Origin of the sequence: Blautia hominis (assembly GCA_002270465.1) — a bacterium.
Taxonomy (GTDB): domain Bacteria; phylum Bacillota; class Clostridia; order Lachnospirales; family Lachnospiraceae; genus Blautia; species Blautia hominis.
Map to the genome: position 1 here is coordinate 552,084 of NQOF01000002.1, position 22,797 is coordinate 574,880.

Annotated in this window: 18 protein-coding genes and 1 other annotated feature; all 18 genes read left to right on the forward strand. The window is 47.6% G+C overall.

Translation table 11 applies throughout. From position 1 onward, the window contains the following. Window positions 1-58: 58 nt before the first annotated feature. The 18 genes from CI595_RS08445 (at window position 59) to CI595_RS08535 (ending at window position 22,788) form a co-directional block, all read left to right on the forward strand. Complete coding sequence (locus tag CI595_RS08445) at window positions 59-925, forward strand: NAD(P)-dependent oxidoreductase (RefSeq protein WP_095172826.1); 867 nt, start codon at window positions 59-61, stop codon at window positions 923-925. After that, window positions 912-1,265: a hypothetical protein gene (locus CI595_RS08450; protein WP_095172827.1), complete on the forward strand. Its 354-nt coding sequence runs from the start codon at window positions 912-914 to the stop codon at window positions 1,263-1,265. Before CI595_RS08445 ends, CI595_RS08450 begins: the two co-directional genes overlap by 14 nt. Then, entirely contained in the window at window positions 1,262-2,545 is a 1,284-nt protein-coding gene (locus CI595_RS08455; protein ID WP_095172828.1) for a vWA domain-containing protein, read from the forward strand. Before CI595_RS08450 ends, CI595_RS08455 begins: the two co-directional genes overlap by 4 nt. 2 nt (window positions 2,546-2,547) lie before the next feature. Continuing rightward, a complete protein-coding gene (locus CI595_RS08460) occupies window positions 2,548-4,101 on the forward strand; it encodes an ATP-binding protein (protein ID WP_095172829.1) in 1,554 nt (517 codons plus the stop codon). A gap of 196 nt (window positions 4,102-4,297) precedes the next feature. Further along, on the forward strand, window positions 4,298-5,698 hold the full coding sequence (locus tag CI595_RS08465; RefSeq protein WP_095172830.1) for an alanine/glycine:cation symporter family protein: 1,401 nt from the start codon (window positions 4,298-4,300) through the stop codon (window positions 5,696-5,698). A gap of 564 nt (window positions 5,699-6,262) precedes the next feature. Continuing rightward, window positions 6,263-8,146 carry an anaerobic carbon-monoxide dehydrogenase catalytic subunit gene (gene cooS, locus CI595_RS08470; protein WP_095172831.1) on the forward strand — a complete coding sequence of 628 codons (1,884 nt, stop codon included), beginning with the start codon at window positions 6,263-6,265 and terminating at the stop codon, window positions 8,144-8,146. Window positions 8,147-8,163: 17 nt separating this feature from the next. Continuing rightward, window positions 8,164-8,610: a 4Fe-4S dicluster domain-containing protein gene (locus CI595_RS08475; protein WP_095172832.1), complete on the forward strand. Its 447-nt coding sequence runs from the start codon at window positions 8,164-8,166 to the stop codon at window positions 8,608-8,610. A gap of 1 nt (window position 8,611) precedes the next feature. Further along, a complete protein-coding gene (locus CI595_RS08480; RefSeq protein WP_095172833.1) occupies window positions 8,612-9,850 on the forward strand; it encodes an NAD(P)/FAD-dependent oxidoreductase in 1,239 nt (412 codons plus the stop codon). A gap of 471 nt (window positions 9,851-10,321) precedes the next feature. Further along, window positions 10,322-11,548: a tyrosine--tRNA ligase gene (tyrS, locus tag CI595_RS08485; RefSeq protein ID WP_095172834.1), complete on the forward strand. Its 1,227-nt coding sequence runs from the start codon at window positions 10,322-10,324 to the stop codon at window positions 11,546-11,548. A gap of 320 nt (window positions 11,549-11,868) precedes the next feature. Continuing rightward, complete coding sequence (locus CI595_RS08490; RefSeq protein WP_095172835.1) at window positions 11,869-13,185, forward strand: hypothetical protein; 1,317 nt, start codon at window positions 11,869-11,871, stop codon at window positions 13,183-13,185. A 172-nt stretch (window positions 13,186-13,357) separates the two neighbouring features. After that, window positions 13,358-13,912, forward strand: a complete 555-nt coding sequence (locus CI595_RS08495; protein ID WP_147737703.1) for a coiled-coil domain-containing protein — start codon at window positions 13,358-13,360, stop codon at window positions 13,910-13,912. A 147-nt stretch (window positions 13,913-14,059) separates the two neighbouring features. Beyond that, window positions 14,060-14,329, forward strand: a binding site (T-box leader). Between the two features lie 99 nt (window positions 14,330-14,428). Further along, on the forward strand, window positions 14,429-15,895 hold the full coding sequence (gene trpE, locus CI595_RS08500) for an anthranilate synthase component I (protein ID WP_095172837.1): 1,467 nt from the start codon (window positions 14,429-14,431) through the stop codon (window positions 15,893-15,895). Beyond that, window positions 15,892-17,496, forward strand: a complete 1,605-nt coding sequence (locus CI595_RS08505) for a bifunctional anthranilate synthase component II/anthranilate phosphoribosyltransferase (protein WP_095172838.1) — start codon at window positions 15,892-15,894, stop codon at window positions 17,494-17,496. The genes trpE and CI595_RS08505 overlap by 4 nt, the downstream gene beginning before the upstream one ends. A gap of 15 nt (window positions 17,497-17,511) precedes the next feature. Continuing rightward, window positions 17,512-18,309, forward strand: coding sequence for an indole-3-glycerol phosphate synthase TrpC (trpC, locus tag CI595_RS08510; protein WP_095172839.1), 798 nt, complete (start codon window positions 17,512-17,514; stop codon window positions 18,307-18,309). Next, window positions 18,299-18,919, forward strand: coding sequence for a phosphoribosylanthranilate isomerase (locus CI595_RS08515; RefSeq protein ID WP_095172840.1), 621 nt, complete (start codon window positions 18,299-18,301; stop codon window positions 18,917-18,919). The genes trpC and CI595_RS08515 overlap by 11 nt, the downstream gene beginning before the upstream one ends. A gap of 34 nt (window positions 18,920-18,953) precedes the next feature. Continuing rightward, window positions 18,954-20,138 carry a tryptophan synthase subunit beta gene (gene trpB / locus CI595_RS08520; protein WP_095172841.1) on the forward strand — a complete coding sequence of 395 codons (1,185 nt, stop codon included), beginning with the start codon at window positions 18,954-18,956 and terminating at the stop codon, window positions 20,136-20,138. Further along, window positions 20,131-20,913 (forward strand): tryptophan synthase subunit alpha, encoded by a 783-nt coding sequence (gene trpA / locus CI595_RS08525; protein WP_095172842.1) that lies wholly within the window; start codon window positions 20,131-20,133, stop codon window positions 20,911-20,913. Before trpB ends, trpA begins: the two co-directional genes overlap by 8 nt. A 438-nt stretch (window positions 20,914-21,351) precedes the next feature. Continuing rightward, a complete protein-coding gene (locus tag CI595_RS08535; RefSeq protein WP_095172844.1) occupies window positions 21,352-22,788 on the forward strand; it encodes an acyl-CoA carboxylase subunit beta in 1,437 nt (478 codons plus the stop codon). Window positions 22,789-22,797: the final 9 nt, after the last annotated feature.

Below are 22,797 nucleotides of genomic sequence, written 5' to 3' on the forward strand. Positions count from 1 at the left end.
AAATCTTCGGAATTATGGTAAACTGTTAAAAGTGAAAACCGAGAAGAGGTGTAAAGAAATGAAAAAAATAGGTTTTATCGGTGTGGGAGTCATGGGAAAGTCCATGGTCCGCAATCTGATGAAAGCAGGGTATGAACTGTCTGTCTATACCAGAACAAAAGAGAAGGTGGCGGATATTATTGAGGAGGGTGCTTTATGGTGTGACACCATTGCAGACTGTGTCAAAGACAGGGAAGCTGTCATCACCATGGTGGGTTATCCTGAAGATGTGTGGGAGATCTATTTTGGCGGGGCCGGGATCATAGCAAATGCCAGGCCGGGTACCTATGTCATTGACATGACCACCACCAGTCCAAAGCTTTCTGTGGAGATCTACGAGAGAGCCAGGGAAGCCGGAATATACGCAGTGGATGCCCCGGTATCCGGCGGAGATGTGGGCGCAAGACACGGTACATTGTCCATTATGGCCGGCGGAGATGAGGAGGCTTTTGAAGCCTGTCTGGAGCTGTTTAAATCCATGGGCAAGACCATCATCTACGAGGGAAAAGCCGGCAACGGACAGCATACAAAGGCAGCCAACCAGATCGCGCTGGGCGGAGTGATCGCCGGCGTGTGTGAGGCCATCACCTATGCCCGCGCGGCAGGTCTTGACGTGGAGACCATGCTGGACAGCATCAGCCAGGGTGCAGCGGGAAGCTGGCAGATGGATAACATGGCGCCCCGCATGTTAAAAGGGGATTACGACCCCGGATTTTTCATTAAACACTATATCAAAGATATGAAGATTGCGCTGGAGGAATCAGATGCCAGAAAGCTGACACTCCCCATCCTTATGGAAGTGCTTGATATGTATAAGAAACTGGATGAAGAGGGAATGGGCGATCTGGGTACTCAGGCCCTGATAAAGTATTATGAAGAACAGTAGCAGGGAGCCGGATGATAAATTTCTGTCAAGCGGACAGGAAAGTATCCGCCTTGCGATTGCGCTGGAGCGTTTTTTTGAACTGTGCCCCCAGGACACTGTTTTATATGCCCGGTACAGGGAATATCTAAAAAAACGCTTCCGTCCTGCCATGGAAAAGCTGATTTTGACCAGAGAAACAGAGAAAGTAAAGGTTCTGTTCGGCCTGGCGGAGGTGACGCCTGTGCAGATGGATGAACTTTTGGCATTGGCTCAGAAGTATGGAAATACGGAATGTGTTTTATGGCTTCTGTCAAAGAAAGAGGAGCAGTTCGGATTTGGCGGAAAGGATATGGAATTATGAGACAGGCAGAGGAAATTGCGCAGGAAATCTGGGCATTGGCCATTCAGGAAATTTCCTGCGCCTGTCCTTTTTTTGTGTTGGCATGCAGTTATCTGAAAACCGGTGCGGATGAGAAATGCATCTGTCCCTGTACAGACGGCAGGGTGATCCATTATTCCCCGGCGGCTGTTCTGTCTGATTTTCAGGAAAAGGGCAGGAAATACATAAACAGGATGTATCTGCACAGCCTGTTCCACTGTCTCTATCTGCACCCGGCTGACCGGGAAAAGAGAGAGGAAACATTGTGGAATCTGGCCTGTGACATGGTGGCAGAGTATACGGTGGACTGCCTTGGCGTTCCGTTTCTTCTCGGAGAGCCGGGGAGGGAAAAAGAGGAGGTTTACCGTATGTTCTGGAATGAAAAAGAATCCAGGACTGCAGCAGAGATTTACGGAATGCTGCTGGATGGAAAATTTGAGAAGGGCTGTACTGATGCCTGGAGCCGTCTGTTTTTTATGGATGGCCACAGCCTCTGGAGAGACATTTCCGGAGGGGAACTTGCAGGCATACGGGAAATATGGGAAAAGGCTGCAGCCTATACAAGCCGGGATGCAGGCAGTGCCGGCAAAAGAGCGGGAAGTGAAAAAGGGAATATACAGGAATGGTATGAGCTGCAGCAAAAGAGAAGGTATGATTACCGGAAATTTCTGCGGCGTTTTGCTGTGCAGAGAGAAGAGGTGCAGCTCGATATGGAAAGTTTTGATTATATTTCCTATTGCCTTGGGCTGTCCATGTATGGTAACATGCCACTGGTGGAGCCTCTGGAGTATACGGAGGCGTTCAAACTGGAGGAGATCGTCATAGCCATTGATACCTCCAGCTCCTGTTCCCGGCAGACGGTGCAGCGTTTCTTGGAGGAAACGTACTCCATGTTGAGTGAGAGGGAGAATTTTTTCAAAAAGATGAATGTCCATATCATACAGTGTGACTGCTATATCCAGGAGGATGTGACCCTCAGCTGTGAGGAAGACTGGCGGGCATACATGAAACAGATCCGTATCCAGGGAAGGGGCGGCACGGACTTCCGTCCTGTTTTTACTTATGTGGACAAGCTGATCGAGAAGAAAAAAATCAGGAATTTAAAAGGGCTTCTGTATTATACAGATGGGGACGGTATCTATCCCCAAAAGAAGCCGGACTATGAGACAGCATTTATCTTTATAAAGGAGCCTCCCGAAAACGTGAAAATTCCTTCGTGGGCCATCCGGCTGTATCTGGATGAAAGAAAGGCAGGGTCATAAGTATGAATATTGGTCAGGCAAAACAGGAAATTGAAAATACAGTGCGGGCATACACAAAAAAGAAGGCTGACGGAAGTTATGCCATACCGGCGGTCCATCAAAGACCGGTGCTTTTGATCGGTCCGCCGGGAATCGGTAAGACGGCTATCATGGAACAGATTGCAGGAAGTCTGCAGATCGGTCTTGTGGCCTATACCATTACCCACCATACAAGGCAGAGCGCCATCGGACTGCCGGTCATTGAAAAGCGGCTGTTTGACGGAAAAGAATATACTGTGACAGAATATACCATGAGTGAGATCGTGGCATCGGTTTACCGGTGCATGGAGCAAACCGGGTGCAGGGAGGGGATCCTTTTTATTGATGAGATCAACTGTGTCTCAGAGACGCTTGCGCCCACCATGCTGCAGTTCCTTCAGTGTAAGACATTCGGAAGTCATAAGATACCGGAAGGCTGGGTGATCGTGGCTGCCGGAAATCCGCCGGAGTATAACAAATCCGTGAGGGAATTTGACATGGTCACCCTGGACAGGATCAAGCGGATTGAAGTGACAGAAGATTACGCTGTTTGGAAATCCTATGCCAGGGAGCACGAGATACATCCTTCCATTCCTGCATATCTGGATGTGCGGAGGGAGAATTTTTATCGTACGGAGGCCAATGCGGAGGGACATTATTTTGTCACAGCCAGAGGCTGGGAGGATCTATCGCGGATGATGTATGTATATGAGGAGCTTGGACTTTCTGTCACAGACGAATTTGTATTCCAGTATATCCAGCAGCCGGAGGTGGCAAAAGATTTTGCCGGATTTTACAGTCTTTGCAGAAAGTATCAGGAAGATTACGCATTTCTTGAGCTTCTGGACGGAACCATGGAGGAGGCGGCAGTAAAAGCAAAAGAGGAACGGCTGAAAAGAGCGGGTTATGATGAGCGCCTAGCAGTGGTCAGTCTTCTGCTGGGAGCAGTACATGCGGCGCTGGCACAGTATTCCGCTAAAGAAAGAGAGATAAGGAGTCTTTTTGAGGAAGTACGCAGGCTGAAAAACAGTCTGGATATTTTGAGGCCGGAGGAAGCGGATGAAATGCTGTGCCGTGAGATTGAAAAACGCCAGCATGCTTTGGAAGTGAAAAAGGAGGCCGGACTATATCGGGAGGACGAAGCTTTTCTTGCCGGGTATGTGACAGATTGGGTGAGAAGATTCCTTTATGAGTGGAAAAAGGTGAAAAACCGGGAGGAATGTACGGCATCCTCGTTCCTGAAAGAAACGTTTGGAAGGGAAAAAGAAAAACTGGATAAGTCCAGAGAGGATATGCATCGCCTTCTGGAACGGGCGTTCGCATTTGCCGGGGAGGCGTTTGCGGGCGGACAGGAGATGGCTGTATTTACGGAGGAGATTTCCGGGGATGATACCGTGATGAAATTTATCATGGATAACGGCTGCAGGGCATATCAAAAGGCAGGAGAGATCCTGCAGACAGAGAAAAGGGAGCGTGAGCTTAGGGAGGAGATCCGGCAGTTGGCGGATTGCCTTCAGACAGGAGAAAAATTTTCATAAATAACCAAAAAAAGAAGATACTAAGTAACAATTCAGACAGGTCTGTGCAGTCACTGCACTGGCTGTATGACAGGCATCCGGCCAATCTTAATGAGATGATTATTGACCGGATGCTTGTGAAAGTTCAGGGTTCTGAAAGGTTACGATAGGAAACCGTAAAGACGGACGGGCAAAGAACTGGAAAGGACGAAACAATATGCTTAATAATATTTTGACTAGTGTTAATGATTTTATGTACACCTACCCGTTATTGATACTGCTTGTGGGGGCCGGCGTATATTTTACCGTGAGAACCCGCTTTGTACAGGGGCGTCTGCTTGGGGAGGCTTTCCGCGTGCTGCTTGAGAAGGCAGATGTGAAGGACGGTAAAAAGCAGGTGTCCTCTTTTCAGGCATTGATGATATCAACAGCATCCAGAGTGGGGACCGGTAATATTGCCGGAATTGCCACTGCCATTGCTGCCGGTGGTCCCGGAGCTGTGTTCTGGATGTGGGTCATGGCCGTGATTGGCAGTGCATCCGCCTTTATTGAGAGTACTCTGGCGCAGGTATATAAGGTGAAAGACGGGAAGGATTTCAGAGGCGGGCCTTCTTATTATATGGAGAAAGCCCTTGGGAAGAGATATCTGGGGATCATTTTTTCGGTACTGCTGATTGTCTGTTTTGCCTATGGGTTTAACGGACTTCAGTCATTTAATATGTCATCCTCTCTGGAGTATTATATTCCCGGGTATGCGGACAGTATTTATCCTGCTGTCATAGGCGCTGTGCTTGCGATCGCCACAGCTTTCGTTATTTTCGGCGGGGTACACAGGATTGGGTTTATCACCTCCGTGATCGTACCGGTGATGGCAGGGGGATACCTGCTTATGGGGCTTGCCACTATGGTGATGAACGCAAACAGGATCCCGGAGGTGTTCGCCCTGATCTTTAGGGAGGCGTTTGACGGACAGGCTATTTTCGGAGGATTTGCGGGGAGTGCTGTGGTGATTGGAATAAAGAGGGGGCTTTTTTCCAATGAGGCCGGTATGGGAAGCGCGCCCAATGCTTCTGCCAGTGCGGCGGTCAGCCATCCCGCAAAGCAGGGGCTGGTGCAGGTGCTCTCGGTGTTTATTGATACGCTGCTGATCTGTTCAGCGACTGCCATGATGCTGCTGCTTTCCGGTGTGGAAGGAAAGTCCGGGGTTCTGGATGGGATTCCGTATGTGCAGCAGGCGATCTCTGCAAATGTGGGTACCTGGGGAATCCATTTTATCACGTTTTCTATTTTTACCTTTGCGTTTTCCAGTCTGGTGGGGAATTATTATTATGCGGAATCTAATATTAAGTTTATTAAAGATGATAAGAGGCTTTTGTTTGTGTTCCGGGTGAGCTGTCTCTTGGCAGTGTTCTTGGGGGCGCAGGCCGATTTCTCTGTGATCTGGAATGTGGCGGATATCACTATGGGGGGGATGGCTGTGCTTAATATTGTTGTGATCCTGGTGCTTGGAGGGACGGCGGTTAAGGTGCTTCGGGATTATGAGGAGCAGAAGAAGAAGGGGGTGGAGCCGGTGTTTAGGGCTGAGAAATTGGGAATTGAGGATACGGAGTGTTGGTGAGGGGGTGGCTCACGGACGTTAAAACAGAACGGCGCCGGGCAGGGGCATCCCTCTGGAAATATACCTTCGTCGGCAAGTCTTACTAAGTAAAAAACAGCGCCCCGGACAAGGCACCGGGCAGAACCGCTGTCCAGCCTTTATGGCTGAACAGCTCAACTGCCCTGAAATTTCGGATGGTAACCGAAATTTCTCCTTGCCCGGGGCGCTGTTTTTTACTAAGTAAGACTAGGCCTCCTGCGGGATATATTTCCAGAGGGATGCCCCTGCCCGGCGCCGTTCTGTTTTAACTGGCAGTGAAGGCGGAAGGATAAGTGAAGGCGGAAGGATAAGTGAAGGCGGAAGGATGAGTGGAGGCGGAAGGATAAGTGGAGGCAGAGATTTGGGAAGGATTATGGTGATGATGTGGTGAGGGGGATTGTGGGTGTGATATTGGGGTGAAAAAAATGGAAAATTTTTTAATGTTATACTTGACTAATTTAATCCAGATTGTTATAATATTAACAGTCAAAGAAATAATTTGGTAAATGATTAGGAAATTAATTTATTTTTAGGAGGATGTTTGAGATGAATCAGTGTTTTGGTTGTAACACGTGTGCGAGTGCGGATAAGAAGCTGGAGGGGTATATTCGGGAATTGCCGATGGAGACTTCGCATCATAGGGTGGAAGGGCAGAGTACAAAGTGTGGGTTTGGACTGCAGGGAGTCTGTTGCAGGCTTTGTGCCAATGGGCCGTGTAGGATCACACCTAAGGCACCCAGAGGGATTTGCGGGGCTACGGCGGATGTGATCGTGGCTCGTAACTTCTTGAGGGCTGTGGCCAGCGGTTCCGGATGTTATATTCATATTGTGGAGAATACGGCGCTGAATGTGAAGAAGACAGCTATGGCAAAAGGTGAGATCAAAGGGGAGAAATCTCTGAAGAGACTGGCTGAGATCTTCGGTGTGGAAGGAAAGGATAAATGGGAGACTGCCGGGATGGTTGCTCAGAAAGTGCTGGATGATCTGTATAAACCGGAATATGAGAAGATGGAGCTGGTTGAGAAGATGGCTTATGCTCCCAGGTTTAAAAAGTGGCAGGAGCTGGATATTTTGCCGGGCGGTGCTAAGGGTGAAGTTTTCCATGGTGTTGTGAAATGTTCTACAAACCTGAATTCTGATCCGGTGGATATGCTGACGGACTGTTTGAAGCTGGGAATTTCCACAGGTATTTACGGACTGACACTGACTAACCTTCTGAATGATGTGCTGCTGGGTGAGCCTGAGCTTCGTCTGGCGCCGGTGGGACTCAGGGTTATCGATCCCGATTACATAAATATTATGATCACAGGACATCAGCATACCATTTTTGTGGATCTGCAGGAAAGACTCACGTCCAAGGAGGCTGTGGAGAAAGCAAAAGCAGCAGGGGCAAAAGGATTTAAATTGGTTGGATGTACCTGTGTGGGACAGGATCTGCAGCTTCGCGGGGCACATTATACAGAAGTGTTTGACGGTCATGCGGGAAACAACTACAGCAGTGAGGCGGTTCTGGCTACCGGTGGTATTGATGCGGTGCTTTCTGAGTTTAACTGTACGCTTCCCGGCATTGAGCCTATCTGCGAGGAACTGAAGATTAAACAGATTTGTCTGGATGATGTGGCAAAGAAGGCAAATGCAGAGCTGAAACCCTATGTATTTGAAGACAGAGAAAAACAGAGCGAAGAGATCATAGATGAAATTGTTGCGGCTTACAAGGAGAGAAGAGGAAATGTACCTATGAACCTTCTGCCGGAACATGGTAATGATAATACACTTACAGGTGTAAGTGAAGGTTCTTTAAAAGAATTTCTGGGTGGTAACTGGCAGCCGCTTGTGGACCTGATCGTATCAGGAGATATCAAAGGTATTGCAGGTGTTGTGGGATGTTCTAACCTGACTGCAGGAGGACATGATGTGCTGACGGTGGAGATGACAAAAGAACTGATCGCCAAGGATATCCTGGTGCTGACCGCAGGATGTTCTTCAGGAGGGATTGAGAACTGCGGACTGATGACACCGGAGGCTGCCAAATATGCAGGACCCAAGCTGCGGGCTGTCTGTGAAAAACTGAATATCCCGCCAGTGCTGAATTTTGGTCCCTGTCTGGCGATCGGACGTCTGGAGATCGTGGCGACAGAGCTTGCGGAAACAATCGGTGTGGATATACCGCAGCTGCCGCTGGTATTATCTGCGGCACAATGGCTGGAGGAGCAGGCTTTAGCTGACGGGTGCTTCGGTTTGGCTCTGGGACTGCCTCTGCATCTGGGGCTTCCGCCGTTTGTGACAGGAAGTAAGCTGGTGACAAAAGTTCTGACGGAGGATATGAAATCCCTCACCGGCGGACAGGTTATTATCAATGGTGATGCAAAAGAGAGCGCTGAAATTCTGGATAAGATTATCGAGGAAAAACGTGCAGGCTTAAATATCTGATACAGGGGGATGCGGTTATGAAGAGAATTATGGTGGATGCCAGCAAATGTGATGGCTGTAAAAGCTGCTCCCTGGCCTGTATGCAGGCGCACCGGGAAACACCGGGGACAATTTACGACCTGGACGTGACGGATATTTCCAACGAAACCAGAAACTATATCTATAAAAATCCGCAGGGCGGCTATACACCTGTTTTCTGCCGTCACTGCGACCAGCCGGAATGTGTGATGTCCTGCATGAGCGGGGCTCTCACAAAGGATGAGAAGACAGGCCATGTGCTGTACAATGAGGAAAAATGCGGTTCTTGTTTTATGTGTGTTATGAACTGTCCATACGGTGTCTTAAAGCCGGATGATAAGACTCATTTGAAGGTTATTAAATGTGATTTCTGTATTGACAAAGGCGAGGAACCCAGTTGTGTAAAAGCCTGTCCAAAAGAGGCAATCTGGGTAGAGGAGGTGTAGCATGGGATATGTGATTTTAGGTGTGGGTGCTGCCGGCATCACAGCGGCCAAGACCATCCGGAAAGCTGATAAAGAGACGGAAATCACCATGATTTCCACAGATGAACAGGTACATTCCCGCTGTATGCTGCACAAATATCTGAGCCACGAGCGGACAGCCGAAAAGCTTAGTTTTGTACCGGAAGAATTTTTTAGGGACAATCATATTGACTGGATAAAAGGAAAAACTGTGACGGGTCTCGATACTGCAGCGAAGAAGGTCAAGCTGAAAGACGGTACTGAAGTCCCCTATGAAAAGCTGCTGATCGCCACAGGGGCGGAAAGCTTTATTCCGCCTGTAGGCAATCTGCGGGAAGCGGACAATGTATTCGGGCTGCGTCATCTGCGGGATGCAGTTGCCATTGATGAAATGGCGAAAAATGCAGAACAGATTGTCATCATCGGTTCCGGCCTTGTGGGGCTGGATGCGGCTTATGGCCTGATGGAGACCGGAAAGAAGGTTTCCATTGTGGAGATGGCAGAGCAGATTCTGCCCATACAGCTGGATAAAACGGGAGCCTTGGAATACCAGAAACGTTTTGAAGCGGCAGGAGCGTCCTTCTATCTTGGAAGAAAGGCTGCGCAGACAAAAATGAATGAGGCCGGCCGGATTACAGAGGTTATACTTGATAATGGGGAAGCTCTGCCTTGTCAGATGGTGATCGTAGCGGCAGGTGTGAGGAGTGCCACAGCAGGTCTGGAAGGTGAAGGTATTGTGGTTGACAGAGGAATGAAGGTCAATGATCACCTGCAGACTGGCGCAGCAGATGTGTATGCAGCCGGGGATGTGACAGGACTTTCCGGTATATGGCCCAATGCCCAGAAGCAGGGGGAGACGGCTGCTCTCAATATGATGGGCGGAGAAGTGGAGTATACAGACCGTTACGCAATAAAAAATACCATAAATTTCTTTGGCCTGGTATCACTCTGCGTAGGCGTGATCGTGCCGGAGGAAACAGACGTGGTGATCGCCAGGGAGGATGCCGCCAATTATAAACGGGTGATCATCCGCGGCGGAAAAGTGGTGGGTGTGCTTCTTCAGGGGGACATTTCCCATGCAGGTATCTGGCAGTATCTCATAAAAAATGAAATTTCCATTTCGGGAATTGAAAAGGATATTTTTGACTTGAATTTCGGAGATTTTTACGGGATCAAGGAGAATGGAGAGTATATCTGGCGTACTGCAGGCCAGGCCGGATGATTTTTATAAAAAGGGCTTGACAAATAGAAGTTCTTATGGGTATACTTGGTGACATATACAGAAATGCTGTGATGGGAACAAGTAATCCCCGCGGGCTTCTACAGAAAGCTGCCGGTTGATGAGAGGCGCAGAAAGTAGCGGACGATGAATACCTCCCTGAGCATCACACCAAACAGCGGATATGCGGTGGACAGCGGCATGAAGGCTAAGTAGGCTGTGACGGAGTGGCGCACGTTATCGTGCTGATGAGTATCGCCTTATAAAAGGCCGTACTTACTGAGGCAGACGGTGTGAATCGTCTGTGAAAAAAGGTGGTAACACGGAAGCAGATACAGCTCCCGTCCTTTGCAAAGAGGGCGGGGGCTTTTTTGTGCTGTACAAGCGGAAAATAACCGCTGCCAGACGCGCTTCGGCGTGGAAGTTTAGCTTTCGCCCGGTTAAAATTTACAGATAAGTAAAGGAGAAAACAGTATGAAGATCTATGAAGAACTGACGGCCAGAGGCCTGATCGCGCAGGTGACGGATGAAGAAGAGATCCGTGAGCTGGTAAACAACGGAAAGGCGACATTTTACATTGGTTTTGACCCTACAGCGGACAGCCTGCATGTGGGACATTTTATGGCCCTGTGTCTGATGAAACGTCTCCAGATGGCTGGCAATAAGCCCATCGCCTTGCTGGGCGGCGGTACAGGTATGATCGGCGACCCTTCCGGGAGAAGTGATATGCGCCAGATGATGACAGTAGATACCATTCAGCATAACTGCGATTGTTTTAAAAAGCAGATGAGCCGTTTTATTGATTTCTCAGAGGGAAAAGCCCTTATGGTAAATAATGCGGACTGGCTTTTAAATCTTAACTATGTGGAAATGTTAAGAGAGGTGGGAGCACATTTCTCTGTAAATAATATGCTGCGTGCAGAGTGTTACAAACAGCGTATGGAAAAGGGCCTGAGTTTCTTTGAATTTAACTACATGATCATGCAGAGCTATGATTTTTACATGCTGTACAAAAATTATGGCTGCAACATGCAGTTTGGCGGGGATGACCAGTGGAGTAACATGCTGGGCGGAACAGAGCTGATCCGCCGCAAGCTCGGCGAGGATGCCTATGCCATGACTATCACCCTGCTTTTGAACTCAGAGGGCAAGAAGATGGGCAAGACCCAGTCAGGTGCTGTCTGGCTGGATCCAAACAAGACATCCCCCTTTGATTTCTACCAGTATTGGAGAAATGTCAGCGATGCGGATGTACTGAAATGCCTGCGTATGCTTACGTTCCTGCCATTAGAGCAGATTGACGAAATGGACAAATGGGAGGGCAGCCAGCTCAACACAGCAAAAGAAATTTTAGCTTATGAATTGACCAGCCTGGTACATGGAGAGGAAGAGGCCAGGAAATCACAGGAGGCAGCAAGGGCTTTATTTACCAGCGGAAATGCAGCAGATATGCCTTCAGCGGTCATTGAGCAGTCTGATCTGCAGGATGGGAATATCGATCTGATCACCCTTCTGCATAAAAGCGGCCTGGCAGGAAGCCGTTCCGAGGGAAGAAGAGCCATCGAACAGGGCGGTGTTGCCATTGACGGTGATAAGATCACGGATGTGAAATATCTGGTTCCGGGAGAGAAGCTTGACGGTGAAGGAATCGTCCTGAAACGCGGCAAGAAAAATTTCCGGAAAGTGACAATAAAACAATAAAAAATCATCTTTCTGGATGCCGGGAACCTCTGTTAAGAGTCCCGGCATCCGTTACGTTTTGTGCAAAATCATCAAAATTGTTTTTCTTTGTTAATGCCATTGCATTTTGCCGTGGGATGTGTTAATCTGAGTTTACTAAAAGGTCAGCGCTGAACGATCGAAAACGCGCAGAAAACAATTCTAAAATAAGACTGAATGAAACATTTCCAAATTCTATGGAACTCCCAAATTTTTTCCATTTACAATGAATTAGAATCAAAGGAATCTCCCTATTGTTTTTCTGATTGTGAAGCGCCTGCCGGAACAGAGAGGTTATAAATATGAACAAAAAAGGAATGATTTTTGAAGGGCTGAAGGTGCGTAATGAAATCAAAAAAGCAATGCATCAGGAGCATGGTCTGGCGGATTGTATCCGGGAGGAGAACGGATACCTCCAGGCAGGAGAAGCCGGTCCTGCCGGCAAAAGTACAGTTGGTTGTGAAAAGGAACTGTCGCGTGTTCTGGGAAAACTTATGGAGGAGGATGGGGAAGAAATCTGTCTGGATGTGACCTATTTTCTTGTCTTTGCAGCTTCACAAAATCCTGTTTGCCAGGAGGAACTCAAGAAGCTGGCACCGGACCAAATTCTGGGTTATCAGCAGAAATTTTTGGACCATGGCTATCACGGTGATTATTTTTTGTCCTGTTTAGGTTATGAGGCGCATTATTTTGCACAGGTGCTTTTTGGTATGCTCGAGGAGATACGGGAGGGATGCGGTGATAACCCGGAGAATGCCTACCAGCAGTTCATAGGGCTGATCCGTAAAGGCTGGCGCAGTGCCAGGCGCGAACTCTTTACGGAAGAAACCCTGAAATTTGAGCGGATACAGGAGTGGGCCAGCCCCTATACGGAACAGCCGGCCATGGGAATGAGCCAGTTATGCATTATTTATCTGCTGGCTGAGATATTCTGTGTGGAGATAAAGAAAAATGTGAATTATTATCTGATCTTGGAATGCATGATTGACAGAAATACAATCTGGGATTGTAAGAAAGAGGAGATTCTGGAATACGAAGTATGGGGGCGGGCGGGATATGCAGACAGCAGTTTCTGCCGGATACTGACGGAGACTGTGCGGAACCCTTTTCAGGCAGCACTTGGTTTTCAGGTAGAAGGTTATGAAGAATTTGACTGCTATCTTCAAAATCTTTTTCATTTGGGCGGGATAGACCGGAATGTGCTCAGCGGGGAAATCTTGGATGAAAGGTCAAGGCAGATCCTTCTGGAATTGGGGGAATTCGAGAAAAATTCCGGTATAGAAAAGTATGTCTACTCTCTCTATATTGTTCTGCTGTCCGGGTATGTAAAAAAATGTCTCGATAAGATCCGGGAGGAGGACCCGGCCAGATGGCAGCAGAGGATGGACCAGCAGATAAAGGAAAAAGAGGCTATGGAAAAACAGCTGAAAGAGCTGGATGAGCATTGCCGTATTATAAAACATAGAACCAGTGAGCTGGAAGAAAAACTGGAATGTGCAGAACGAACAGTACGGCGTAAAGAGAACCAGTTACTGCGTACAGTAAAACAGCACCAGTCCGAGAAACAGGAATTGATAAAGCTCAGAGAAAGTCAATACAACACAGGAAAAGCCGGGTAATGACTTTTACGGAATGATTCGTTGAAAAGCAATACTGTAAATTGCGAAAGCAATATTTTTAGCAGAATTAACAAAATATAACATGTAAAAATATGCACTATTTTTTGTAATATAAATGGATTTTATCAGCGTAATATGATATACTTTGAATACAAGAAAGGTCAGAAAAAATATGAGAGAAAATCAACTATTAGAACTAATATTTCAAGAATTAACCTTAATAAAAAATAATACTGATTTCATGAAAGAGGAAATCGCTATATTAAAAGAAGATGTCAGTGGTTTAAAAGAAGATGTCATTAGTATAAAAGAAGATGTCAGTGATTTAAAAGAAGATGTCATTGGATTAAAGGAAGATGTCAGTGGATTAAAAGAAGATGTCAGTGGATTAAAAGAAGATGTCATTAGTATAAAAGAAGATGTCAGTGATTTAAAAGAAGATGTCATTGGATTAAAGGAAGATGTCAGTGGATTAAAAGAAGATGTCAGTGGATTAAAAGAAGATGTCAATGGATTAAAAGAAGATGTCAGTGGATTAAAAGAAGATGTCAATGGTTTAAAAGAAGATATCACCAGTATCAAAGCGGCTCAGAAACGCGCAGACCGCCGTATTTCTTACATATACAAAGAACTAAAGAATATGGACGACGCTATTTTAGGTGAGGTTGAACGAGTACATGAAATCCTGGACCGCCATGCGACGGACGGGAGCAAGCATTTGGCATAATATAAATTCACACGTCTTAGCGGGCAGTATGTCATTTGTCTATGAGATGCTGCCCGTTGTCTCTGCTCTTCAGAGAAAATTTTAAATCCCTCTTGACAAATAAAATTCATAGCATTATAATTGAGAAAAAGTTGAATTGATTAACACTTTAAACCGATGAACAAGAAGAGTAAGTGAAAATATTTATTCCCAGAGAGCCGTTGTTGGTGGAAATACGGCAGTAAGAGTTTTCGCTGAATGGACTTGTGAGGGCAGCTTGAAACCTTCCGGGAAGGGAGTAGACGCTGACGGGGAGCTTATCCGTTATCAAGGAGCAGTGTATGATAGTACATGAAAGAGCGGCTCATATTACAATGCGTATATGGGCAATGTGGGTGGTACCGCAGGAGTTGAAATGATACAGCTCTTGTCCCATTGGAGAAATCTGATGGGGCAAGAGCTTTTTTATTTATGGCAATAGAATGTTCGCAAAGCGCGTTTCCTATTGCAGCCGCTCTTTGGAAAAGGAGGAAAAATATGACGATCACACCAGACTGCAACACAATCCTGAAACTTGCAGAGAAATATTCCATTGTACCTGTATGCAGGGAAATCTATGCGGATGTTACAACACCGATCACCCTGCTTCGCAAGCTTACAGGGTTATCCAAAAGATATTATCTTCTGGAGAGTATAGAGGGCGGAGAAACCTGGGGAAGATATTCCTTCCTGGGATATGATCCGGTCATGCGGGTGACCTGCAGGGCCGGCAAAGTATATATAGAAAAGCAGGGAAATACAGAGACCGTGGAAACAGCAAAGCCTTTAAACGTGCTGAGGGAAATCATGAAGGACTATAAATCGCCGAGGCTTTCCGGTATGCCCCCGTTTACAGGCGGGTTTGTCGGATATTTTGCATATTCCATGATCGGCTACGCAGAACCGGTACTCAATATTAAAAAGGGAACATTCCCGGATTATGACGTGATGCTTTTTGATAAAGTTATTGCCTATGACCATTTGAAACAAAAAATATGCATCATTGTGAATATGCGGACTGATAAAGTGATGGAGAATTACGGGGAGGCCACAGCGGAGATAGCCAGGATAGCTGGACTGATCAAAAGTGCACCGGTACCTGCTGTCGATGCTGAGCCGGAACAGATCCATTTCACCTGTAACGTGAGCAGAGAAGAATATTGCAGCATTGTGGAGAAGACAAAGGAATATATAAGAGACGGGGATATTTTTCAGGCAGTTATCTCCAGACAGTTTACCAGCCCTATGAAAGGAAGCCTCTTAAATGCCTACAGAGTTCTGCGCACAACCAACCCGTCCCCGTATATGGTGTACCTCCATTTTGATGAGGAGGAACTGATGAGTACCTCTCCGGAGACACTGGTCCGCCTGCAGGACGGCAGACTGACTACGTTTCCGGTAGCCGGTTCCAGACCGAGAGGAAAAGACGCGGAGGAAGATGAAGCTCTGGAACATGACCTTCTGCAGGATGAAAAGGAATTGTCAGAACATAATATGCTGGTGGATCTGGGAAGAAACGACCTGGGCCGTATCAGCAGGTTTGGTTCTGTGGAAGTGACAAAATATATGATGATCCACCGTTATTCCAAGATCATGCACATTTGCTCCCAGGTGGAAGGCTCCATCGGGCAGGATAAGGACGCACTTGATGCCGTTGAGGCGGTGCTCCCGGCGGGAACCCTTTCCGGCGCACCGAAGATCAGAGCCTGCGAAATCATTGAGGAGCTGGAGAGTACAGAGCGGGGCGTCTACGGCGGCGCTATCGGTTACCTGGATTTTGCCGGTAACCTGGATACCTGCATTGCCATCCGCATGGCAGTGAAAAAAGATGGAAAGGTCTATGTGCAGGCAGGCGGCGGGATCGTTGCGGACAGCGTACCGGATTTGGAGTATGAAGAATCAGCAAACAAAGCGGCTGCGGTTATGCAGGCCATTAAAAATGCAGGGGAGGTGGATGAGTTATGATATTACTGATTGATAATTACGACAGTTTTACATACAACTTAGTGCAGATGATAGGTACCATCAATCCGGATATCCGTGTTATCCGAAATGATGAGATGACACCGGAGGAGATTGAAGGATTACATCCTTCCCACATCATCCTCTCACCAGGTCCGGGATATCCCAAAGATGCAGGCGTGTGCGAGGCAGTGATTCAAAAACTGCAGGGGAAAGTCCCCATTCTGGGTGTCTGCCTGGGGCATCAGGCAGTCTGTGAGGTGTACGGCGCAAAAATCAGCCACGCCAGGCATCTGATGCACGGCAAAAAAAGCAGGGTGCACATTCAGACAGAAAGCCCCATCTTTGCGGGGATGGAGGAGGAAATAGACGCAGCCAGATACCACTCCCTCATTGCGGAGGATGGCACCATTCCCGAATGTCTGCAAATATTGTCAACAGACGTGGAAAAGGGTGAAATCATGGCCGTGGGCCACAGGGAATATCCGGTGTATGGACTGCAGTTTCATCCGGAATCCATTCTTACACCACAGGGAAAAAGCATATTGGAAAATTTTTTGAATATAAAAGCTAAAAGAGGAGACAAGATCATGATCAAAGAAGCAATTCACACACTGATGGACGGTAAGGATTTAAGCTATGAAGTGGCAAAGGCAGTCATGCATGAAATGATGGACGGCATTGCCACACAGGCTCAGATGGGAGCATTTTTAGCAGCACTGCGTATGCAGGGCGAGAGCATAGATGAGATCACAGCATTTGCTGAGGTGATGCGGGAAAAAGGAATTAAGATAAAACCGGAGAGAGAAGTCATAGATATTGTGGGAACAGGCGGAGACGAGGCAGGAACCTTTAATATTTCCACCACAGCCGCCTTTGTGGTTGCGGCAGGCGGCGTGCCGGTGGCGAAACACGGAAACCGCAGCGTATCCAGCAAGAGTGGTGCTGCTGACGTGTTGGAAAACCTGGGAGCCAATGTGGCTCTGGACGCAAAGCAAAATGAAACCATTCTAAACAAGACAGGCATGTGCTTTATGTTTGCCCCTGTTTATCATTCTTCCATGAAGTACGCTGCCCCGGTCAGAAAAGAGATGGGTGTCCGCACTGTGTTTAATATTTTAGGCCCCCTGTCCAATCCGGCAGCAGCTACCATGCAGCTTCTGGGCGTATACGACAAAAACCTGGTGGAGCCTTTGGCGAAGGTGCTGGGCAACCTGGGTGTGACCAGAGGTGTGGCTGTGTGCGGTGAAGACGGTCTGGATGAGATCACCCTGACCGGAGAAACCACTGTCTGCGAAATACGTTTCGGAGAGACCACCTGCTACACCATCTCGCCGGAACAGTTTGGAATGGAACGGTGTGAACTTGCCGAGCTGGTGGGCGGTTCCCCTGCTGATAATGCGCAGATAACCAGAGACATCCTTTCAGGACGCGAGACAGGGCCAAAACGTGATGTGGTCCTTCTAAATGCAGGTATGAGCCTGTATCTCGGGATTGACGGCATTACTCTTCAGGAGGGCATTGATATGGCACGGGAATTGATAGAGAGTGGTAAAGCCCAGGCAAAATTTGATGAATTTGTGAAGGCTACAAGAGAACAGTAAGAGAGGAGATTTAAAATGATTCTGGAACAGATAGCAAGAGATACAGAGATTCGTGTAACCCAGCAGAAGAAAAAAGTCCCTCTCCAAACAGTGAAAAAAGCGGCGTACAAGATGGAAACGGAAACAGGGTTTCCATTTGAAAAAGCGTTGGCGAAAGACGGGCTTTCCTTTATCTGTGAAGTCAAAAAAGCATCCCCCTCAAAAGGAATCATTGCGCAGGAGTTTCCGTATCTGGACATTGCGAAGGAATACGAAGCAGCAGGAGCAGATGCCATCTCCTGTCTGACGGAACCGAAATACTTTCTGGGCTGTGACAGCTATCTGGAGGAGATCGCAAAAAATGTTAAGATCCCAGTCCTCAGAAAAGATTTTGTTGTGGAGGAATACCAGATATATGAGGCAAAGACTTTGGGTGCCGGCGCTGTGCTCCTTATCTGTTCTCTCATCGAACCGGTACTCCTGAAACGTTATATTCAGGTGTGTGACACCCTGGGGATCTCCGCTCTGGTGGAAACCCATGATGAGAAAGAAATCTCCCATGCCGTGTGGGCAGGGGCCAGGGTTATTGGAGTCAATAATCGGAATCTGAGAGATTTCAGTGTTGATGTGGGAAACAGCACAAGGCTTCGCGCTCTGGCACCGAAAGAAGTCTTGTTCGTGGCGGAGAGCGGTATAAAAGGACCTGAGGACATTGCACGTTTAAAGGAAAATAAAGTGAATGCCGTGCTGATCGGCGAGACACTTATGAAGAGCAAAGACAAGAAAAAAATGCTCGCTTACTTAAAAGGAGATGAAACATCCTATGAGCAGTAAAGTGAAAATCTGCGGCCTCAGACGGCCCCGAGATATAGAAATGGCCAATTTGTATAAGCCGGATTATGTGGGATTTGTCTTTGCGGAAAGCAGCCGTCAGGTCACGGAAGAAGAGGCAGAAGCCCTCAAAGCGGAGCTTGCTGATGGGATTTTAGCGGTTGGCGTCTTTGTAAATGCGCCCGTCGTACAGGCAGCCCGCATTGCCGAGAAGGGGATCATTGATATGATCCAGCTCCACGGTGATGAGGATGAGGCATATATCTGCAGCCTGAAAAAACTCACTGGCAGACCGGTGATAAAAGCCGTCCGTGTACAGAGCCGGGAACAGATCCTTCAGGCGGAAAAACTACCCTGTGATCATCTGCTCCTTGATACATATACAAAAGGACAGTACGGAGGAAGCGGAAAGCGTTTTGACCTGTCTTTGATCCCCGGGCTTTCCAAGCCATTTTTTCTGGCCGGCGGTCTGAATGCTGAAAATGTACGGCAAGCACTGGAAATCAGCGGTGCATTTGCTGCGGATGTGAGCAGTGCGGTGGAGACAGATGGATATAAAGACACAGATAAAGTAAAGGCTTTTATTCAGGCAGTGCGGGAAGAGAAGCGGTAAAACCAATGGATTTTTAAGGAAGAGGATGAAAAGCATGAGTAAAGGAAGATTTGGAAATTATGGAGGACAGTATATTCCGGAGACACTGATGAGTGCCGTGCAGGAGCTGGAAGAAGCATATAAGAAATACAGCAAGGACCCGGAGTTTAACAGAGAGCTGGACGATCTGCTGAAAAGTTACGCAGGCCGTCCGTCCCTGCTGTATTACGCGGAGAAAATGACAAATGATCTGGGCGGAGCCAAAATATATCTGAAACGTGAGGATCTGAACCATACCGGCTCTCACAAGATCAACAATGTTCTGGGCCAGGTGCTTCTGGCAAAAAAAATGGGCAAAACAAGAGTCATTGCCGAGACAGGCGCCGGTCAGCACGGTGTGGCCACTGCCACGGCAGCCGCGCTTATGGGACTTGAATGTGAGGTCTTCATGGGACGGGAGGACACGGACCGCCAGGCGCTGAATGTATACCGCATGGAGCTTTTGGGGGCAAAAGTACATCCTGTGGACAGCGGAACAGCCACGCTTAAGGATGCCGTCAATGAAACCATGCGGGAGTGGACCAGAAGGATGGATGACACCCTGTATGTACTCGGTTCTGTTATGGGACCCCATCCCTTCCCTATGATCGTGCGTGATTTCCAGAAGATCATCGGTAAGGAGATCAAAGAGCAGCTGCAGGAAAAAGAGGGCAGACTCCCGGATGCCGTGATCGCCTGTGTGGGCGGCGGCAGCAATGCCATGGGCGCGTTTTATGAATTTATCCCGGATGAGCAGGTACAGCTTATCGGATGTGAAGCGGCAGGCCTCGGTGTGGATACAGAGAAACATGCAGCTACCATAGCCAAAGGGACAGAGGGTGTCTTCCATGGCATGAAATCCCTGTTCTGCCAGGATGAGTACGGGCAGATCGCCCCGGTGTACTCCATCTCGGCAGGTCTTGACTATCCGGGGATCGGACCGGAACATGCCAACTTAAATGAAACCGGCAGGGCAAACTATGTGCCCATTACAGATATGGAGGCAGTGGAGGCATTTGAATATCTTTCAAGAACTGAGGGGATCATCCCGGCCATCGAAAGTGCCCATGCAGTGGCATATGCCAGAAAGCTGGCTCCGGCTATGGATAAGGACAAGATCATTGTGGTAAATATTTCAGGCAGAGGCGATAAGGACGTGGCTGCCATTGCACGGTACAGAGGAGTGGAGATTTATGAGTAAAATATATCAGGCGTTTGAAAACAAAAAGGCATTTATTCCATTTATCACAGGCGGAGACCCAACACTTGAGGTGACAGAACAGCTTCTGTACGCTATGGAGGAGGCAGGGGCAGATCTGATCGAAATAGGCATACCTTTTTCTGACCCTACAGCAGAAGGCCCCGTAATCCAGGAGGCAAATGAGAGGGCACTGAAAGCGGGCTGTACCACAGATAAATTATTTGATATAATAAAAAGAGCAAGAAATAAAGTCACAGTACCCATTGTATTTCTCACTTATGTGAATCCTATTTTTACTTATGGCAAGGAACGCTTTATGAAAAAATGTGTGGAGTGTGGTGTTGACGGCATTATTGTTCCGGATATGCCTTATGAGGAAAAACAGGAGCTGGCACCAGCCTGTGACGCATTTGGGATTGATATTATCCCTCTGATAGCACCCACATCAAATGCGCGTATCACCATGATCGCAAAGGAGGCAAAGGGCTATATCTACTGCGTCTCCTCCCTGGGCGTTACCGGTGTGAGGAGCGAGATCAAGACAGATATCGGCTCCATGGTGGAATTGGTGCGGCAGGCAACAGATGTGCCCTGCGCTGTGGGCTTTGGTATATCCACTCCCCAGCAGGCATATGATATGGCAAAAGTTTCGGACGGAGCTATTGTGGGGTCTGCAATTGTTAAAATTGTGGCAAAATATGGAAAAGATTGTGTGCCGCATGTAGCGGAGTATGTAAAAGAGATGAAGACTGCCGTGGACCGGGCCAATGGCTGAATACAGCGGAGGATGGGCAATTCCATCCTCCATTTTTGTGCAGAAAATTTCAGATGGCAGAGTATTGCTGCCGGGCACTATGCAAGTATGACAAAAAACAGTAACAGTTCAGACATGCTGAATCGTTACGCATCCAGCTATAAAAAATCGCTTCACCATGGGCCGGATAAAGCTGGCACTGCTTTTTCATACGGTCAGCGCAGTAAATGCGCAGACCTGTCTGAACGGTTATAAAAAACATTCGTAATAATTAAATATTTCACAAATTTTTGTTGAAAAATCCCCGGAAACAAGGTACAATTAAAATCGGCAGAAATTGGTTTTGTCTTTTAACTCAACAAAGTAAAACCAGGAGGCGATTTCTGCATGAAAACCGGATTATCACGCAGATTTTTCGTGCAGAATCCAGGTAAATAATAAAAAATGGAGGGCTGATAAATGAGTAATACAGCACAAAGCTTGGCAAGTAAGAGAATTGCTTCTTTACTTGATGAGAACAGTTTTGTTGAGATCGGCGGCTGTGTCACAGCAAGAAACACAGATTTCAACTTATCTGAAAAGGAAACACCGGCAGACGGTGTCATCACCGGTTATGGTGTCATCGACGGCAGCCTGGTGTATGTGTACAGCCAGGACGCTTCCGTTCTGAACGGAACCATCGGTGAAATGCATGCCAAAAAGATTGTCAGACTTTACGATCTGGCAATGAAGACAGGCGCTCCGGTTATCGGACTTGTGGACTGTGCAGGTTTGAGACTGCAGGAAGCTACAGATGCTCTGCATGCTTTTGGTGAAATTTACACCAAGCAGGTTATGGCATCCGGTGTGATCCCACAGATCACAGGTATCTTCGGAACCTGCGGCGGCGGTCTTGCAATCGTTCCGGCTCTTACCGATTTCACCTTCATGGAAGAGAAGTCCGGTAAGCTGTTTGTAAACTCCCCCAACGCTTTAGAGGGAAATGAAATTTCCAAATGTGATACATCCAGTGCAAAATACCAGAGCGAAGAGGCTGGCCTGGTGGATGTACTGGGAAGTGAGGATGAAATCCTTGCACAGATGAGACTGCTGGTATCCATGCTGCCTTCCAACTACGAAGACAACTCTTCTTACGAAGACTGCGCGGATGACTTAAACCGTGTATGCCCGGAACTGGAAAATTGTGTAGGCGATACTGCGATCGCACTTTCCCAGATCGCGGACAATAATGAGTTCTTTGAAGTGAAAGCCGCTTATGCAAAAGATATGGTGACAGGCTTTATCCGTCTGAACGGTGCTTCGGTGGGCTGCGTTGCCAACAGAAGCGAAGTTTACAACGATGAAGGTGAGAAGACAGAGTCCTTTGACAATGTACTCTCTGTAAGAGGATGTAAGAAAGCGGCAGACTTCGTTAAATTCTGCGACGCTTTTGAAATTCCGGTACTGTCCCTGACAAATGTAAAAGGCTACAAAGCAACAAAGTGCGCAGAGGCAAATATCGCTAAAGCTGCCGCACAGCTTACTTACGCATTTACAAATGCAACCGTACCGAAAGTGAACATCGTGATCGGTGAGGCCTTCGGAAGTGCATATCTGGCAATGAACAGCAAATCCACGGGAGCTGACATGGTATACGCATGGCCCGGCGCTCAGATCGGTATGATGGACGCGCGTCTTGCCGCTAAGATCATGTATGCGGACAGCGATGCTGCCACCATCAATGAAAAAGCTGCTGAGTATGCCGACTTACAGTCAAGCGCAATGGCTGCTGCCAAGAGAGGTTATGTGGATGCCATCATCGAGGCAGAAGATACCAGAAAATATGTGATTGGTGCTTTTGAAATGTTATTCACAAAGAGAGAAGATCGTCCCAGTAAGAAACACGGCACGGTTTAGGCGAGGTGA

What these genes read in the sequence shown, in the direction of transcription:
- tyrS (WP_095172834.1), top strand. Translation starts at nt 10,322, where the DNA reads ATGAAGATCTATGAAGAACTGACGGCCAGAGGCCTGATCGCGCAGGTG.
- cooS (WP_095172831.1), top strand. Translation starts at nt 6,263, where the DNA reads ATGAATCAGTGTTTTGGTTGTAACACGTGTGCGAGTGCGGATAAGAAG.
- CI595_RS08495 (WP_147737703.1), top strand. Translation starts at nt 13,358, where the DNA reads ATGAGAGAAAATCAACTATTAGAACTAATATTTCAAGAATTAACCTTA.
- CI595_RS08535 (WP_095172844.1), top strand. Translation starts at nt 21,352, where the DNA reads ATGAGTAATACAGCACAAAGCTTGGCAAGTAAGAGAATTGCTTCTTTA.
- CI595_RS08515 (WP_095172840.1), top strand. Translation starts at nt 18,299, where the DNA reads ATGAGCAGTAAAGTGAAAATCTGCGGCCTCAGACGGCCCCGAGATATA.
- CI595_RS08455 (WP_095172828.1), top strand. Translation starts at nt 1,262, where the DNA reads ATGAGACAGGCAGAGGAAATTGCGCAGGAAATCTGGGCATTGGCCATT.
- CI595_RS08460 (WP_095172829.1), top strand. Translation starts at nt 2,548, where the DNA reads ATGAATATTGGTCAGGCAAAACAGGAAATTGAAAATACAGTGCGGGCA.
- CI595_RS08480 (WP_095172833.1), top strand. Translation starts at nt 8,612, where the DNA reads ATGGGATATGTGATTTTAGGTGTGGGTGCTGCCGGCATCACAGCGGCC.
- trpE (WP_095172837.1), top strand. Translation starts at nt 14,429, where the DNA reads ATGACGATCACACCAGACTGCAACACAATCCTGAAACTTGCAGAGAAA.
- CI595_RS08450 (WP_095172827.1), top strand. Translation starts at nt 912, where the DNA reads ATGAAGAACAGTAGCAGGGAGCCGGATGATAAATTTCTGTCAAGCGGA.
- CI595_RS08505 (WP_095172838.1), top strand. Translation starts at nt 15,892, where the DNA reads ATGATATTACTGATTGATAATTACGACAGTTTTACATACAACTTAGTG.
- CI595_RS08465 (WP_095172830.1), top strand. Translation starts at nt 4,298, where the DNA reads ATGCTTAATAATATTTTGACTAGTGTTAATGATTTTATGTACACCTAC.
- CI595_RS08475 (WP_095172832.1), top strand. Translation starts at nt 8,164, where the DNA reads ATGAAGAGAATTATGGTGGATGCCAGCAAATGTGATGGCTGTAAAAGC.
- trpC (WP_095172839.1), top strand. Translation starts at nt 17,512, where the DNA reads ATGATTCTGGAACAGATAGCAAGAGATACAGAGATTCGTGTAACCCAG.
- CI595_RS08490 (WP_095172835.1), top strand. Translation starts at nt 11,869, where the DNA reads ATGAACAAAAAAGGAATGATTTTTGAAGGGCTGAAGGTGCGTAATGAA.
- trpB (WP_095172841.1), top strand. Translation starts at nt 18,954, where the DNA reads ATGAGTAAAGGAAGATTTGGAAATTATGGAGGACAGTATATTCCGGAG.
- trpA (WP_095172842.1), top strand. Translation starts at nt 20,131, where the DNA reads ATGAGTAAAATATATCAGGCGTTTGAAAACAAAAAGGCATTTATTCCA.
- CI595_RS08445 (WP_095172826.1), top strand. Translation starts at nt 59, where the DNA reads ATGAAAAAAATAGGTTTTATCGGTGTGGGAGTCATGGGAAAGTCCATG.